This window comes from Lactococcus sp. S47, assembly GCF_016517475.1.
Classification (GTDB): Bacteria; Bacillota; Bacilli; order Lactobacillales; family Streptococcaceae; genus Lactococcus; species Lactococcus lactis.
In genome coordinates this window covers 1-16,782 of sequence record NZ_JACVUB010000001.1, presented here as the reverse complement: position 1 = coordinate 16,782, position 16,782 = coordinate 1, and the positions used below count along the sequence as shown (strand labels likewise).

15 protein-coding genes and 1 pseudogene are annotated in these 16,782 nt (G+C 33.6%); 1 reads left to right on the top strand and 15 read right to left on the bottom strand.

From position 1 onward, the window contains the following. Positions 1–20: 20 nt before the first annotated feature. The 12 genes from IAE52_RS00080 to pepV form a co-directional block, all read right to left on the bottom strand. Complete coding sequence (locus IAE52_RS00080) at positions 21–602, bottom strand: DNA repair protein (protein ID WP_109990760.1); 582 nt, start codon at positions 600–602, stop codon at positions 21–23. 21 nt (positions 603–623) lie between these two features. After that, positions 624–1,133 (bottom strand): hypothetical protein, encoded by a 510-nt coding sequence (locus IAE52_RS00075; protein ID WP_058206780.1) that lies wholly within the window; start codon positions 1,131–1,133, stop codon positions 624–626. Between the two features lie 22 nt (positions 1,134–1,155). After that, complete coding sequence (locus IAE52_RS00070) at positions 1,156–1,653, bottom strand: hypothetical protein (RefSeq protein WP_058206781.1); 498 nt, start codon at positions 1,651–1,653, stop codon at positions 1,156–1,158. A gap of 10 nt (positions 1,654–1,663) precedes the next feature. Beyond that, positions 1,664–2,173 (bottom strand): hypothetical protein, encoded by a 510-nt coding sequence (locus IAE52_RS00065; protein WP_058206782.1) that lies wholly within the window; start codon positions 2,171–2,173, stop codon positions 1,664–1,666. Positions 2,174–2,175: 2 nt separating this feature from the next. Further along, positions 2,176–4,569 carry a cell wall anchor protein gene (locus tag IAE52_RS00060; RefSeq protein WP_200136622.1) on the bottom strand — a complete coding sequence of 798 codons (2,394 nt, stop codon included), beginning with the start codon at positions 4,567–4,569 and terminating at the stop codon, positions 2,176–2,178. A gap of 261 nt (positions 4,570–4,830) precedes the next feature. After that, positions 4,831–6,333, bottom strand: a complete 1,503-nt coding sequence (locus IAE52_RS00055; RefSeq protein ID WP_023189035.1) for an ABC transporter permease/substrate-binding protein — start codon at positions 6,331–6,333, stop codon at positions 4,831–4,833. Then, on the bottom strand, positions 6,330–7,247 hold the full coding sequence (locus IAE52_RS00050; protein ID WP_109990758.1) for an ABC transporter ATP-binding protein: 918 nt from the start codon (positions 7,245–7,247) through the stop codon (positions 6,330–6,332). The genes IAE52_RS00055 and IAE52_RS00050 overlap by 4 nt, the downstream gene beginning before the upstream one ends. 125 nt (positions 7,248–7,372) lie before the next feature. Then, positions 7,373–8,680 (bottom strand): NAD(P)/FAD-dependent oxidoreductase, encoded by a 1,308-nt coding sequence (locus IAE52_RS00045; protein WP_109990757.1) that lies wholly within the window; start codon positions 8,678–8,680, stop codon positions 7,373–7,375. Between the two features lie 137 nt (positions 8,681–8,817). Continuing rightward, the gene (locus IAE52_RS00040) at positions 8,818–9,246 is read right to left on the bottom strand and encodes a Spx/MgsR family RNA polymerase-binding regulatory protein (protein WP_033900920.1); all 429 of its coding nucleotides are present in this window, start codon (positions 9,244–9,246) and stop codon (positions 8,818–8,820) included. A gap of 160 nt (positions 9,247–9,406) precedes the next feature. Continuing rightward, complete coding sequence (gene alr, locus IAE52_RS00035) at positions 9,407–10,510, bottom strand: alanine racemase (protein ID WP_058206786.1); 1,104 nt, start codon at positions 10,508–10,510, stop codon at positions 9,407–9,409. Positions 10,511–10,554: 44 nt separating this feature from the next. Next, positions 10,555–10,914 carry a holo-ACP synthase gene (acpS, locus tag IAE52_RS00030; protein ID WP_021468491.1) on the bottom strand — a complete coding sequence of 120 codons (360 nt, stop codon included), beginning with the start codon at positions 10,912–10,914 and terminating at the stop codon, positions 10,555–10,557. Between the two features lie 102 nt (positions 10,915–11,016). Next, entirely contained in the window at positions 11,017–12,435 is a 1,419-nt protein-coding gene (gene pepV / locus IAE52_RS00025; protein WP_109990756.1) for a dipeptidase PepV, read from the bottom strand. A 788-nt stretch (positions 12,436–13,223) separates the two neighbouring features. Between pepV and IAE52_RS00020 the strand changes: the two genes are divergently transcribed. Continuing rightward, positions 13,224–13,586, top strand: a complete 363-nt coding sequence (locus IAE52_RS00020; protein WP_033900923.1) for a hypothetical protein — start codon at positions 13,224–13,226, stop codon at positions 13,584–13,586. A gap of 647 nt (positions 13,587–14,233) precedes the next feature. Here the strand turns inward: IAE52_RS00020 and IAE52_RS00015 are convergent. The 3 genes and pseudogenes from IAE52_RS00015 to IAE52_RS00005 all read right to left on the bottom strand — a co-directional run. Then, positions 14,234–14,401 (bottom strand): hypothetical protein, encoded by a 168-nt coding sequence (locus IAE52_RS00015; RefSeq protein ID WP_155273359.1) that lies wholly within the window; start codon positions 14,399–14,401, stop codon positions 14,234–14,236. Next, positions 14,368–14,673: a single-stranded DNA-binding protein gene (locus IAE52_RS00010; RefSeq protein ID WP_052062168.1), complete on the bottom strand. Its 306-nt coding sequence runs from the start codon at positions 14,671–14,673 to the stop codon at positions 14,368–14,370. Before IAE52_RS00010 ends, IAE52_RS00015 begins: the two co-directional genes overlap by 34 nt. Positions 14,674–16,637: 1,964 nt before the next feature. Next, a pseudogene (locus tag IAE52_RS00005) lies at positions 16,638–16,782 on the bottom strand (UDP-galactopyranose mutase); the annotation flags it as partial.

The following is a 16,782-nucleotide window of genomic DNA, read 5'->3' as shown; positions in this document are numbered from 1 at the left end:
AATTATGAAACTTTTATCACTTAAATATACTTAAAGATTAAGTATGATATCACACAAATACTAATGATTGTAATGATATTTTTTAAATATGGTTTATTTTTAAATGATTTTAGAATCTTTCGTTCATAATCATTTAATTGACTCCCTTTATGAACTAAAAAATAAATATTACCTCTAAGATAACGATTAGCATCAAAAACATCAAAGATTCCTTGAAGTAAATAATCTTTAGTATCTTGAAGCAGTTTTTTTATTTCTAATCTAACCTCATTAGAATCAAGATAAATATCTATATTTTCCATAAATACTTGATAGCTTTTTCCTCTTTTAATTTTTCTTGGCTTTTGTTTAGTAAGACTCTCAAATCTAACGAGTCCATTTCTTTCATAGTGAACTTCATTCTTCTGTTCTTCGTTCAATCTCTTTCCAGGACCTTGCATCTTTTTAAGATTATCCACAATTTGCTTAGTTTCCCTTGCTTTTTCTTCACTGCTTCTTTCTTTATTTGTTTTAGGTTTATTCTTATCTTTGATTAAAAATATATCGTCTAAATTTTCTAGGCTATCATTGTACGTAATTTTCTCATTTTTTCTATCCTTCATTTATTTTTTTAGAAACTCCTTTCAAATTCTTTTCATGTGTCTATTCTTTTTTTCTTTCTTCTTACCCTTATTTTTTGCCCGCTTTCTTTTTTCTCTTTTTCTTCTATCCTCTGATTCAAAGCTAATTTTTTTAAAATCTATATATTCATAAATCATTTTATCTGCTAAGTCATTGTTTAATTCACTATTGAACTCCCTATCTTCTTGCCAATCTACATAATCATAGAGAAAGAGCGTTAAATATTGTAGCCAATCACAGACCGCATTTTCTTTTCCTCTACGAGATATTGTCCTAAAAATATCTCCAAGCGGAAAATAAAGTGACGGAATAATTGATTTATCAAAAGGTCCGAAAAAGTTTCCTTCTCTTTTTCTAGCACTAGAATCGTAAACAAATTTAGCATTTGTAAGAAAGATATTTATTTCTCCATCAAAAATTCCTTTTTTTATTATCCAATCCAAATATTGAGATATTTCTTTAACAAGCCACTTTGTATTTGTTGGTTTAATCCATAGTTTTGGTTTAAACATCTTTTATTTTCCCCCTGAATATTTACATTTTTTTCAAATACTGCCTCATTAAATATTCTTCAACTGAGACTATATCAACTTTCTCAAAATCACTAAACAAAACCTCAGAAAGTTCTTCACCAATAGAGTCATATAATGGGGAGTCTATTTTTCCTAAAAATAGACTCTCTTCTTTAACTTTTACAACTTTTGATATTTCTATCAAGTCTTTTTTCCCACGTGCATAAAGGATATTTTTATTAAGCAGGTGAGAAAATTTGAATTTTTTTGGTTCAAAATCTCTTGAAAGATTGAAAACATCAAAAAATTTGCCATTTGTTTTCACAAAATAACTCATTAAATCCAGATACTCGCTTGAATCTATTGTTTTATTAATAATATTTTTATGTATTAAAGATATAGAAAGAAAACGTCCTTTATCATCTATCAATTCATAAAGATAAAATTTTTCTTTCCTTCCAAGCTTTTTACCAACATAAAAATTCTCTTCATTATCTTTTGTATAAATTTCTTGAAACATTACCTATTTCTCACTTCTTTATTCTATTTGATTTACTATTTCTATATTTTCTAACTGCCGACATTCCCCAATGATGTATTTTTCTGTACATATCCCCTAGCAAAACGCCTCGTTCAATAGAATAGTCGATTGTTAGTTGGGTAGCCTTTTTATCTATTTCATCTTCATTAAAATCAGCTTTTTCTGTACTAAGTAAATCATAGTATTGCATAAGACCATACGATATATCATTTAAAATACTATAAACAGCATTTCTTCTCCCCCAGCGATGCATCTCAAAAAAATCTCCTACCGCTATTTTCATATAATAATCTTTTTGCTCTCCCCATGGCTTTCCGAATGTAGAAGTCACATGATTTCCAGTTTTATCACTAACAAGATAAGAAGCCCCAGTAATAATAATTGTCAATTGCTCTGGAAATGAATTTCTTTCTTTTAGCCAATCAATATATTTTATAATCTCCTTCGCAACTAATCTATTAACGGACGGAAGAATATTTAGTTTAATTTCATAGTTCATAATTATTTATTTCCTCTATGTCCCCTTCCAGGCGTATGTTTTTTTGTTGCACGATTTGGATCTTTATTAGAATTACTTTTAAACTTACCATTCTGACGATTTTTATTGTTAACCTCTCTATTTTGTTTTTTTCTGTTTGGTTTATTAATTGGTCCCTGTCTACTAAATAACCAAATTCCTCCTGCAACTACCAAAGATACCAGAGCAACGACTCCAAGTCCAATCGCTACTGGTGGCACTTCTATACTTTCTCCCGCATCTTCGGCTGTAAATAGTCCAAAACCTAGTGCTGGTGCCCAAGCTGCACTCTCATTCCCAGTTTTTGGTAGTGAGTATGTACTAGCTCCATCATATTCCCTATCTTCTGCTACAAGTTGAGCTTCTTTCGTATAATAAGCAGATTGTGGCACGTAATTTGGATAGTAAGCTCCACTAGAATTACTATATCCTCCTCCTGATGAATAACCATAACCACGAGAATAAGAAGTTCCTCCACCGTAATAGCCATAAGTCGACGCATAATAAACCACAGGCGCAATGTAATTCGGCACATATTCATAACCATTGGCATAATAAGTCGTCGCATAAGGATTGCTCGTGTTGTAATAAACAATCGGTGGAACATATTTGTAGTAAACGTTTAGCGTTTCATCATGTTTCGGATAAAGTCCAGACCGCGTCGTGCTTCCTTCGATATAGTAATTGCCAAATTGATAAGGGACATTGACCGAATAAGAATGTCCATAAAGTCCAGTAGTTGATTGTTGTCCTAGATAAATACCGTCCGTACCATAGTAATCATAAGTGACGGTACTTTGGATGTGATAATAATCACCAACTATTATTGTGTTCCCATTTCTGTGCTGACTTTCTTGTCCATAAGCATAATGTGGGAATTTACTGGCTGGAACATTCCAAGAAACATTTGGAAACCAGATAAATTGATGTTGGGGAACGATAAGCTGATTGTTTTCGTCCGCATCATAGTAGTTAAGATAAACACTATCACGAACTTGTGTGGTTAAATGCGCTTGAAGCGCTGAACCAAAGAGGTCATAGCGAACCCCTTGCGAATATTGATAAGAATCTCCACTACGTACTGGTGCTGGACTATAAAAATCATAGTCAAAGTTAGAGAGAAAACCAACGCCCAAGTAACCGCCATAAGGTAGACTAGCTTGACCATTCAAATCCGTATCAGGGCTTGTCGTATCATAAATAACACCACTTGAATCTGTCGCAAGATTAGTGGTCTTCGGAATGACCGTTAAAAGGTTAGCAAGATTGGTCTTGACTCCTTGTGCCATATCAATATCCGTTGTGATAAATGAGGCAAGAACAGGGATTTGAAAATTCGTATTATGTACGACGATTTGATAATTGAGGTTGACATTATTTGCCCCGTAGTAGAGGGCGACAATCGAGTTTCCGTCGGAGTTGACAATATTTTGTTCGCCTGTAAAAGCCAATCCAATCGGACAGTCAGACGTACTTTCTGCGGGGGCTTGCCAGCTTGATTCATCTGTTGAAATGACTTTGTAGATCAAATCTAGATTGGTTCCGGCTAGGGTCCTTCCAACATTAGTAATTCGGCCAGAATCTCCTGCATTCATAGTATAAGTGGTCGCAGGTATGGTCGGGCCATCCGTTTGTCCAAAGTTTTCAGTACTGATTTGACCTGTTACCTGACCTGTGATTGGAATAACCTGCGTATTTGCCGACCAATGAAGACCATCAGGCGTTAAAAAGTTATTTGGCACAAGGTTGTTAGCCTTGATTGTAATATTGATATCATCTAGCGTGGCTGGCCCTGTGATGTCATTGGCGACTGAACCGGTCGCTTCAATAGTGCTTATTGCAGGGTCTTGACCATTGGCTTGACTGGCAATTGAACCATTTGTGAGAACAGGATTTATGATTGTTCCGCTCGCCGACAGGCTTGAAGCAATTGTGACGTTTGCTTTTGATGAATCAAGGGGAACACTTGGGGCTTTTGAAGTTGAGGCCTTTGAACTCAATGAAGTTGAAACCTCTGAAGAATTAGAGCTTGCTTCTACACTTGAAGTCTGATCCGAACTGGTTGAAGATGATGAAACTGAACTGGCATTTGGAGCGGTGCTTACCTGTGAAGTGATTGAGCTTGCCGCTTTAGTTCGCGTTTCTGCCTGTGAACTTCCTGTATTTCCTTCGGTTGTCGAATCAGACACGGCAAGAGAAGAATTTACAGTTGGATTGGTGACAGCTTCAGTTTGGTTTGGTGGGCTAACAGCCAAATTTTCATCAGCCTTTACTGCTAAAGGCAGACCAGGAACTAACAAACTTAAAAGAATTCCAGTGCTAAGTAACCAAAATTTACTTGGTGACTTCATCTGAAAGTACTTTTTCTGATTTTCCAATGCAAAACCTCCTTTCAGTGAATATTTTTTGTTTTCTGATTATTTAATATTATACGCTTAATTAGAAACTTTGGTAAAAATAAAGTAATCGTTTTAACTTAATTTAAAAACAAGACTTTTAGAATACAAAAAAGCCCACCAAAAGTGGTAGGCTACTCTTTCACTAAAGCACCAAAACATCATATTCTTGCACTTTTACACGCGCTTTTAGATTTTCTTATCATCTAAAGCAAAAAAGCCATTATAAAATGACTTTTTCTTTTAAATCAATCCTTTAGCTTTCAAATATCTTTCTGCTACTTTTGCAGCATCTTCTTGTTTGACATTAACATCATAATTCATCTCAATCATCTCTTGGTCAGTAATTTTTCCTGACAGTTTATTGAGAATCTTTTTGAGTTCAGGATATTTTTTTAATAAACTTTCTTTCATCAATGGTGCTGCTTGGTAAGGTGGGAAAAGATTTTTATCATCTTTCAGGACAGTCAGATTATATTGCTTGATTTGACTATCAGTAGAATAAACCTCAGCGACATTCACAGCACCAGAATTTAGTGCTTTATAAATTAAACTATTTTGCATGGTTTTGACATTTAAATCAAGACCATAAAGCTTTCTCAAACCAATATTTCCATCTGAACGATTAGCAAACTCAACGTCAAAGCCTGCAGTTAAACCTGAAACATTCGCTAAATCAGAAATTTTGGTGAGCTGATGCTCTTTAGCAAAATCAGATTTGACGGCAATTGCATATGTATCTTGAAATTTCATTGGGGACAGATATGTAAATTGATTAAGTTTTTTTATTCCTTCTTCTGCCTTTTGCCAAACGACATTAGGATCAGTTGAACTCACTGGATCTTTCAAAAATGTTGAAGTAATGGTTCCTGTGAATTCAGGATATAAATCAATTTTTCCAGCTTTCAAAGCATTATATAAGAAAGTGGTATCACCAAAATTAGATTTTAAGTTCACGCGAATATTACTATCTTTTTCAATCATTAGTTTATACATGTTAATCAAAACATCAGGTTCTGCTCCCAATTTACCAGCAATTGTAATTTGTGGATGATTAGAAGTTTGAGGTCGATAATAAGAGCCTCCAAGAACGAGTAAGCCAATGAAAAAACTGATGAGAATTGTTTTTATCTTGGCTTTTTCTAAAAATTTTAAAAGACTACTGAAAATAATCGCTAAAAGTGCTGATGAAATTGCTCCAATTAAAATCAATGAAACATCATTCATATTGATTCCGAGCAGAATAAAGTTCCCTAAGCCTCCAGCACCAATCAAAGCAGCTAGTGTTGCGGTACCAATGACCATAACTGTACTCGTCCGAATTCCTGCCATGATAAAGGGCATCGCTAATGAGAGCTCAAATTTCATCAATCGTTCTCTTCGATTCATCCCAAATGCTGTTGCAGCTTCGATTAAAGAAGGTTCAATTTGCTCTAAACCAGTATAAGTATTTTGAACAATAGGGAAAATCGCATAAACAACAAGAGCGACAATTGCTGGTAAACTTCCGATTCCGATGAATGGAATCAAGAGTCCTAGCAGTGCCAAACTAGGTATAGTTTGAAAAATTCCAGTGACTTGCAAAACTGGTTCAGCAATTTTGGGAAGACGTCGTAACAATAAAGCTAAAGGAATCGAAATCAGAATTGCAATAAAAATTGAAATTAATGAAATCTGGATATGTTCTAAAAGCGCCTGCCAAAATTGGCCTTGCTGGCTTTGAAAAGTTGAAATTAGCTGATTCATTTGTCACCTCCTGCGATATAGCATATAATATCATCTGAGGAAATTGACTTGCCCTTGTATTTTAAAACTTCCTTATCAGAAAGACGATTAATTATTTCCGAAATAGCCGTATTGTCAGCAACTTCTTGCGCTTCTGGATTTACTGACAGCTCTGTCAGTAATAAATTTTCAACAGAAACCGTTGATAAATTCTGACGGTATTCTTTAAAAAATGTTTTAACGAAATCATTTGCCGGATGTTGATAGATATCTGCTGGTTCAGCAATTTGTTGGATTAATCCATCATTCATTACAGCGACTCTGTCAGCTAAATAGAGCGCTTCATCTAAGTCATGTGTCACAAAGACCACTGTTAAATTCATTTTTTTCTGTAAGTCTTTGATAAATATTTGTAACTGACGTCGTGAAATTGGGTCAAGTGCTGAAAAAGGTTCATCCATTAAGACAATTTTGGGATTTGCGGCAATGGCTCGTAAAATTCCTACCCTCTGTTGCTCACCACCTGATAATTCACTAGGTTGGCGTTGAGCGTAATCTTTAGGATTCAAACCAACTAAATCAAGTAGCTCATTGGTTCTGTCAGCAATTTTTGCTTTATCCCACCCCTTCATTTCAGGAATTAAAGCAATATTTTCTGAAACAGTCAAATTAGGAAAGAGAGCAATTTGCTGCAGCACATAGCCCACAGATAAGCGCAATTTTCGTAAATTTGCCGTTGATATTTCTTCCTTATTGATTAATATTTTTCCCTCACTGTGAGTGACTAATTGATTAATCATTTTTAAAGTAGTCGTTTTCCCACTTCCACTCGGCCCCACTAACACAAAAAACTCTTGGTCTTTAATTGTAAAATTAGCATGATCAAGAATTTTTTTGTTAGCAAAAGCCTTGGACACATTCTGGAATTCAATCATGAATGTCCTCATTTCTATCAGTAAAATTTACTGACAGCTTGAAAATAAAGTCTGTCAGTAAAAAATTTATTCTGCCGTAACTTATTGTTTCTACTATTATAATGTCGGTAGTAATTTATTTTCTGTCAGTAAAAATATTCTAAGTCACTAGCCACTGTTGGATAAGTGAAAATCATTTTTTCAACATCCGCCAAAATCATTTTTTGTTGAATTAAAATATTAATTAAATTAATCACTTCATCAGCCACTGAACTTACCGTTGATGCCCCCACGATTTCTCGCTTTTCATTGAGTGCAACTTTTAATTTTGCCAAGGGGTCATTAATTCTTTTATAAGTATACCAAGAACTTAAATCTAAAGTCTTGGTATGAATCCCCTCACCTGCCAAATGGCCAACCTCAGCCAGTTTTGCCGTTCCAAAAATGATTGTAGGAATTGCTGGATAAGCAATTTTTTGCGGTTCATCCTTAACTAAATTTTCACCTAAATAAGCTCCTTCAAAAGAAGAAACAGGCGTCAAATGAGGTTGATTTTTAGAAAGTACATCTCCCATCGCATAAATTTTAGAATTGCTTGTTTGTAAATATTCGTTTACCTTGATGCCTTTAGCATCCGTTTCGACACCTACTTTTTCTAAATTTAGCTTATCACTGTTTGGCTGACGGCCTACTCCCGCAATCACTAAATCTGTTTTAAGTTCAAAATCAGTCCCGTCAGTCAGTAAAAATCCGTCAGCAACTTTTTCGACTTTATCTACAGAAATATCCTCGATAAATTTAATACCTTGAGCTTTAAGGTAATTAATAAATTCTTGCCCCATTTCTTCATCAAAATGAGCAGCTTTCGCTTTTTTACGTGAAATAATAGTAACATCGCTTCCAGCCGCTTTAGCAATTTGAGCCAGTTCTAATGAAATTGGCCCACTCCCTAAAAAGCTGATTTGAGCAGGAAATTCTTCAAGCGCTAAAAAATCATTACTTGTTTTTAAAAATTCTTTTCCAGCAATATCTAAAAGACGTGGACGGCTTCCTATTGCGATAATGTAAGTTTTAGCTTGATAAGTTTTCCCTTCAACTTCAAGCTCTCCTTGGTCATTAAAAGCGGCACTGCCATATATTGTTTCTATTCCAGCATTTTTCAAACCAGTAAAAGTTGATTTTTCATAAGGGTCAGTAATATTTAGTTTACGACTTTTCAGCCCTTTCCAGTCAATGTTTAATTCACCAGAAATACCCTGCCCTTTTAACTGTTCGACACGACTTTTGGCTTCGACAACTGCCATCATCATTTTTGTTGGGTCACAACCATAGTTTGGACAAGTTCCTCCCCATTTATCATTCTCAATAATTCCGATTTTGTTATCTTTAGTCTTTAAACGATAAGCTAATCCTAGCCCACCGGGTCCGGCACCAATAATAATATAATCAAACATTCTTTAGCCTCCTAATTATTAATAGATCTTTAAAATGTACTCATGATACAACACTTTAGCTTAATTCTACTTTTTTTCTCTAAAATAATAAACTATTTTGCTTTATATAGAAAAAATTCAGTAGCCTAACTACTGAATTATCCTTCATGAAATTGTTCTTCAATATCCAAATTATAAGAAGCTTCTGTTGCGACTTTAATTTGAATCTCTCTCTTTTTTCTTGGTAAAAATTTTCTAATCTCATCATCATTGTAACCAACTTGTAGTCGCTTATGATCGACAATTAAAGGTCGACGTAAGAGCGTTGGGCTTTCTTCAATTATTTGAATCAAATCATTTAATTTAATCGTTTCAAAATCAATATTTAATCGTTGATAAGCTTGACTTCTTCTAGAAATGATATCTCCAGTTCCTTCCTCAGTCAATGCTAAAATCTCTAATATATCTTCCTTACAAATTCGACTCGTAACCAGATTTATTTCTTGGTAAGCAAGATTTTGTTTCTCCAACCATTCTTTTGCTTTTTTACAAGAGCTACAAGATGCTACTGTGTATATTTTTATCATAGTGTTCACCTCATTTTTTTCTTATGGCTTTCTCATTTATATCTTAATTATATTTTACCATAAAAAGACAATTTGTAAAGGGTATCATGAGAAAAAAATTAGGAATTAATTCATTTTTAACCTAAATGAAAAAAACTGCAAAAATACAGTTTTTTTCATTTTATTTATAAATTCGTTTGATTCTATCAGAAAGTAAACAAAGCACTTCATAATTTATCGTTCCACGCCAATCAGCAACATCTGTCGTCGTGATTTCATTAGTCTTATCACGACCAATCAGGGTAACTTTTGTTCCTATAGGATAAGATTTATCAAGTTTTATCATCATTTGATCCATACAAACTCGACCAACAATCTCACAAAATTCTCCATTTACCAACACTTTGAAGCCTTGCATTTGACGAGTCCAACCATCAGCATAACCAATTGGAACAGTTCCAATCCATGTTTCTTCACTTGTTTCATAAGTTGCACCGTAACCAACTGTTTCGCCTGCGGCTATTTTTTTAATATGAGTCAATTCAGAAACTAAAGAGAGAGCAGGTTCGATTTCAAAAGGAAGTTCCAAAGTTTTACCACTTGGATTCAAGCCGTACATTGAAATACCTAAGCGTTCAATAGCTTGAACCTGTTCTTTATGCCATAAAGCGGCGGCCGTATTAGTTGAGTGAACAAATTTTGGTTTACGTGATAAGCCGGCCATAATTTTGTTAAATCTTGCCTGTTGATCTTTAAATTTTGTATCATCAGCCATATCGGCGGTCGCAAAGTGAGTGAAAATCCCTTCAAAATTAATCGCATATTTATCTGCAAGTTCAATCATCTGATTTGCTTCTTCAACATCCCGAATCCCAATCCGACCCATACCAGAATCTACACCAATATGAATTTTTAAATCTGAAAGTTCTGCTTCTTCTTGAACAACCAATTTTAACCATTCTAAACTTGGGGCAGTAAGACTGATATTAAGAGCAGCTGCAATATCAACATCTTCTGGAACAATTCCTGATAAAACTAAAATCGGTTTAGTTACCAAATGATTCCGTAATTCAATTGCTTCATCAAGGTTTGATACACAAAAACCGCCTACCAAATCGCTCACCGCTTTAGAAACCTCAACCGAGCCATGACCATAAGCATCTGCTTTCACTGCTGGCCAAATTTCCGCATTAGGGTGAATATGTTTTTTAAATTTTTCAATATTATTTCTAATCGCCTTTAAGTCAACAATGGCTGACGTATTGCGATGTGGAGAAGTTTTCATCTTTTAAACCTTCCTCTAGTTTAAGCAAAAATTTTTATTACTTCTTAATTCTTTTCCAAAACAACAAAAGCAACAGCTTCTAAATTACTATGCGAGATAGATAAATGAACCTGTCCATCAAAAGGATGTTTAGTAAAATAGGGTTTTCCTAATTCATCATTTTTGATTTCAAGGTCATGCATGCCCAAAGCCTTACCAAATCCCGTACCGTAAGCTTTAGAAAAAGCTTCTTTTGCTGCCCAACGTCCCGCAAGAAATTCAGTTTTACGAGCTGTAGATTGAAAACTATTATATTTTTCTAACTCCACTGCCGTAAGAACCTGTTCCACAAAACGTTCAGAACGTGTCAGTGCTTTTTGAATTCGAGAAAGCTCTACATTATCAACACCTGTTCCAAAAACCATTTTTCCACCTCTATTTATGGAATAAAAGGTTAAAATCTGGCAAATTATGCCAGATTTTTAAACCCTTAAAAGTTTAGTCACTAAACTCTTTAATTTTATAAATTACTTTGTAAGTTCATAAATTGCTTCAGCATAAATTACTGCCGCTTTATAAATATTTTCAACAGGTTTCATTTCATTAGCTTGGTGCATTGAATCAGGTTCCCCTTCAAACATCGCACCATAAGCAACACCACGTTCTAAAAGACGACCAAAAGTTCCACCACCAATGATTGTTTCATAACCTTTGAGGCCTGTGTGTTTTTCATAAACATCAATCAATGTTGATACAAGTGGGTCTGACATTGGAACATAATGTGGAACATGAAGATGTTTTGAAAGTTCAACTTCAACAACACCATCAAGTTTAGCAAGAATTTCTTGCATACGTTCTGGACTATTTCCTTGTGGGAAACGGAAGTTAAGCGCGATTTTACCTTCAGAATTCTCATCAAATGACCAAACACCAGCGTTCATTGAAGTATTACCCATTAATTCATCAACATAAGCTGTTCCCAATTTTTCACCTTCATGGTCTTCAAGAAGTTTTTCAGCTCCAACTTTAACGAAGGCAGCAGCACCATCAGCAAAATTAAATTGGTTCAAGAATAAAGTAAGGTAAGTTGCTCCATTTACACCTTTTTCTGGCATCGCACCGTGTGCTGATTTACCATAAAGTGTAATTGTCGCTTTTCCAGCACTTTCTTCAAGGTCAAAACGAAGATTTTTGCTTGCATGTTCAGCTACGAATTTTTCAAGTGCAGCTTGTAAATCTTTAGCACCTGAAATTACTGCAGTTGCAGATTCTGGAACCATATTTTCGGCAAGACCAGCTTTAAAGCTGTGAAGAACAACTTCTCCATCATTTTTGCCTGCAAAATGGAGATATTCTGTAATATTTCCTTTTTCACCATTGATAATTGGGAATTCAGCATCAGGTGAGAAACCAAAGTCTGGCAATGGCAATTCACAATGTTCAAAATAGTAATCCATATCTGCCCAACCAGTTTCTTCGTTTGTTCCAACGATAAAACGGATTTTTTTGCTTAATGGAAGATTGAGTTCTTTCAAGATTTTAAGGGCATAGTAACATGCAACAGTTGGGCCTTTATCATCAGATGCTCCACGAGCATAAAGATTACCATTACGAATTTCTGGTTCAAATGGATTTGAATCCCAACCAGAACCTGCAGGAACAACGTCTAAGTGACCGATAATTCCAAGAACTTCTGCATCATCACTTGCACCATTTTCGTATTCAAAATGTCCAACATAATTATCATAATTTTTAGTTGTATAACCATCACGTTCAGCAATCTTCAAGAATGCATCCAATGCTTTTCTTGGACCAGGACCAAATGGATTTTCAGCATCTGCATGTTCCATATCCATTGCAGAATCAATGCGCAAAAGGCTAAATAAATCTTCCATCAAAGCGTCTTTACGCTTTTCAACTTCGGCTTTAAAATCAATAGTTGTCATAATCTTCTCCTTGAAGTAGTATATTTATCTATTATAGCACATCTTGTCAATAGGGTTCAATACGTATCAATAAACTTGAAATTTATCACTTTTTAAATTAGCTAACGTCAATAAGCGACAATACTTTTCATCTTAAACGTAGTTAAAAACGTAATCAAATATTTTTGTTAGGCAAGGTGCTGTATATCTAATATATACAGTATTTTTATTATATTAAAAAACTACTCATAATATGAGTAGTCCTAATTTATTCAAAAGATAAGCAAGGACAAAATCTAGTTAATTAACTTGAAACTTCATAAGCTCCTCCAGCAACAATTACTACAACGCAATCAAAAAATTAGTATTTTTTCGAAACTAATGAAAATACGTACTGCATACCAAGGTTGTCTCTTTATAAAAATCGTTAACATTTGTTATTGACGAAACAGTCAGAAATTTATATAATAATCTCACAAACTAATGGAGGTTCTTTATGAAAAATTCAAAACTAAGTTTATTACACTTGCACTTGCTTAAGCATTTATTGCAGTAGGTTGCTCAACTGCAGCTTCTGCTGATTCAGTTAAATCTACAACCCCAAATTCAACTCCAACAATTTCACTTCGTTCAAATGTGGAATTTCAAGGGGGAGGTTCAAAGCAATTCACTTATATTAAAGATTACGCTAATGGATATTTGGCATATGATAACTGGTTCAAAAGATATGTATATGTAGTTACAAGAAATCCTGCTGGTGCAGCTTTTTATGTTGTATCTAAAAACTTTGTTTATTCGGTATAAAATATATGACAAAAAAAATTAACCAATATTTTACTTTTGATGATAGTAAAAAAGAATTCTCACTTCCCACGATTTCAAAAAAAACAAAATATAATTATAACAGTTTAAAAGACTTTACCCTTTATGCTTCTGGTTCTCCTAGTGATACTGTTGAGATTAAAGAACGACTTAAGTCAAAGAAAAATTATTTGAATTATTTATCTTTTCTTTCTTTATGGATTGAAATAAATTTTGAAGAAGATAAATCACAAAAAATTGTATTCTACAACACTCCTTATACAGCAAGTGAAAAAGAACGCAAAAATTTTGTTGAATTAGCGATTGATATTATTGATAAATTAAACGAAATTAAAAGTAATAGTAACTAAACTAATAATGGATAGGTCTCTTTATATCAAGCTATATTTATTTGTGGCTAAAGGTACTGATTACTTTTTATATAAAATAAAACACGATCCTTTCTGGACGTGTTTTTATTTTTAAAGATAAATCGTTTTAAACTCAAAAATTCATAAGATATCTGAAAAATTGGAGTTTTACGAAACAAGCGAAAATATCTTCCTACTTCTACTACTTCACTATCAAGATTATTTTCAATACAATTAGGAAAGTTTTTTTACTTAAATTAGTACTTAGTCCCTCACCCCTTATATATGCCAGTTTGTCCATCTTTAAATTGTAGTCAAATCATTTCTTCATCTCGGCTTTTAAATGGACTCTATTTCTGAATTCATACAATGTGATCAAATCACTTGCAAAATCATCGTCAATTAGATCTAGTTTTACTAATTTTTTACTTTATTTTCATATGGTGAACCCTTTTCTTTGCGCTTCTCCATCAACTGAGTAGAGATAGAGCGTTCCTTTAAGTTCGATTGTTGTAAAAATTGGATGTTCCATTATGTTTTTCCTGCTTTCTAAAAATAAAAAGCAAGCCTCCCCACCCATGGGTGAAAAACTTGCCCATTGTGTGGTCGTAAATGTATCATATTTTTATGTTACTCATCTTTCAGATTTAGAACGGTAAGTCACCTGGGTTGATCTCCATTGGAGTTCCACCATATAACTCTTCAGCAGTTGTTTGATTTGATTCTTGAGTAGAGGCTGGACCATTTGAAGTTCCATTTCCTACTTGAGACCCTTTTGATTCTAAAAACTCAAAATTATTGACGAGAACTTCCATACTAAACCGTTTGACTCCTGAAGAGTCTTTATAGGATTAGTTCGTAATTCACCATCAATTCCAATTCTATTTACTTTTGAAGCATATTTCACAAGTGTTTCTGCTTTTTCTCCCCAAAGAATACATGGAATAAAGTCAGCTTCACAATTGCCATTTGCATTTTTAGACTTACGGTTTACCACAATCGAAAAATGAACATAGCTTTTATTAGAAGGCTTCTTTTTAAGTTCAAGGTCTTTTGACAAATGTCCGATTTGGTGTGTGTTATTCATAATATTGCCCTCCTAGGTTAAAATTGCGATAGTAAAAATCTACTACCCACAGGTAGTAAAACTTCGCTATCTGCGATTGGATGTTGTTGATTCTGACTTAATTCAGCCATAATGAGTAAATGAGTCACACGTCTAGTGTGAAATTAGAGCCTCATTCCTAAAGAATTAGTGACACAATATTTGAAGTCACGCGCATTAAGTCTTTGACAATAATTTTGCGCAGCCCCTGGTGTTTCAAATTCAATAACGATGAGTGTAGTTGGGAAATTACCAACAACTGTTCTTAAAGGGTTATGAAGTTGGACGCATACAAAGTTCAGATCACACTAGAATCTTTCACTTTTGTCGCCTCTTGTACTACTGGAAGCTTTCGCTTTGCACATTCGTTGAAGAAATCCTTCAACTCAACATTCTAGATTCAAGTTGTTAATACGCAAGCGCCACTTGCAAGCCACTTCTAAGGATGACACATCACTCCCACACTGGGCATGACGCTATCTTAATCATTAATTGATTTAAGCATTTCTACATTAGACACTCTTAAGCCAAACTTTGAATCGTAAGTAGTCTCAGACATCAACTAATACCTTTGTCCTTCCTGACTTGAAAGCCCCCTACTTATCTAAAAATTAATACCTTAATTTCGGTTACTGGTTGCTGGAGTTAAAAAATGGCGTAACTTCATCTTCTATAGTTTCATAGGAAACCTGTATCACACGATACTCTCTTAAGAACACGCGTTCTCAATTGCTTTAACTAAAAAGTATAAATTGGAATTTATTTAATTAGAAATCGATATCGATAGAAAAACTCTATAAAAATAGTTTTATCAAATATCAGTAATAATAAATGAAAAATATTATTATAGAGAAAATAATATGAATTAATAAAAAATAACCAACAATATAAATTGTAGATGGGGCTGACCGAAGGTCAAATAAGTTTAATTTTGTTTATGCTTAGATTATCTCACACAAAAAAGGGACCTCATTTAATCCTTTTTTACTATTTTTTCATATTTATAAGTTAAACTTCCTATTATTGATAGGATTTTCTGGTAAATCTGTGCATTTTTAAATAAGTCTGATAAAAAATATCGTAAAGATTTATTTTATTAATATCAAAATTGTGACTAACGTTTTCAACTAAATTTTTTAGAAAACAATTTAACAGTCAACTTTTCTACATATAACTGTTCATTCAAAAAACTTTTCTTTTAATTATAGAAGGTTGCCACTCTTCATATTTTAAGTCGAGAGGACATACAACTACTGTAATTTATATGATTATACCTTATAGAAACAATATATAAATCATTACTTCGCAAACCATATATTATTTCATAACAATAAATCATGGTCTTTTTATAGTCTTAATAAGACAACATACAGTATGAATACTCTGTATGCTCAGTTTATATTTTTTTCAGTGACACTTAACTGTTGGAGCAAGGTAACACTGTCCAATTCTTTCTCTTTAGTTTTCCTATTTCTTCTTGGTAAATCTCAACTAAATTTCTAGATTCTTCATCTCATTAAGGTGAATTTAGAAAAGTATTAATGTCTTCCCCCACCAACAATCGATTTCTTCTAATAAATACTTAATAGAATTGGTTTATTACATTTTTATCTCTCACTTTTTATTTTTCTATAATCGCTTTGATTATATATCAAACCAGGTATGAGCGAGGCGACAATAACAACCAGTTCAATTAATTCAGTAAGAACCCTTGGAATTTTTATACTGATGGTTAAAGTAAGAGAACTGAGAGAACTAAGAGGGACCAATGAGCACTATGGCCCAATACACTATTTAACTTAAAATTCCCTTTCAATTCTAAGGAAAACATATAAATTTCTATAATTAATGGGACTTACTTAAACAATAATTTAATCTGAAACCTCATAATGAAGTCTGGACAATTGATTTAACAAATACTCTAACTTTGAATACTTATTAGTAGATCATCTAAAAGATGCAACTTCTTTCTCAACCGCCTTTAAAGCCACTCCAAAGACCTGATCCATGTCGTAGTATTGATAGTTACCTAAGCGCCCTCCAAAAATAACATTTGGATATTTTTTAGTCTCTTCTTTATATTTTCTAAAA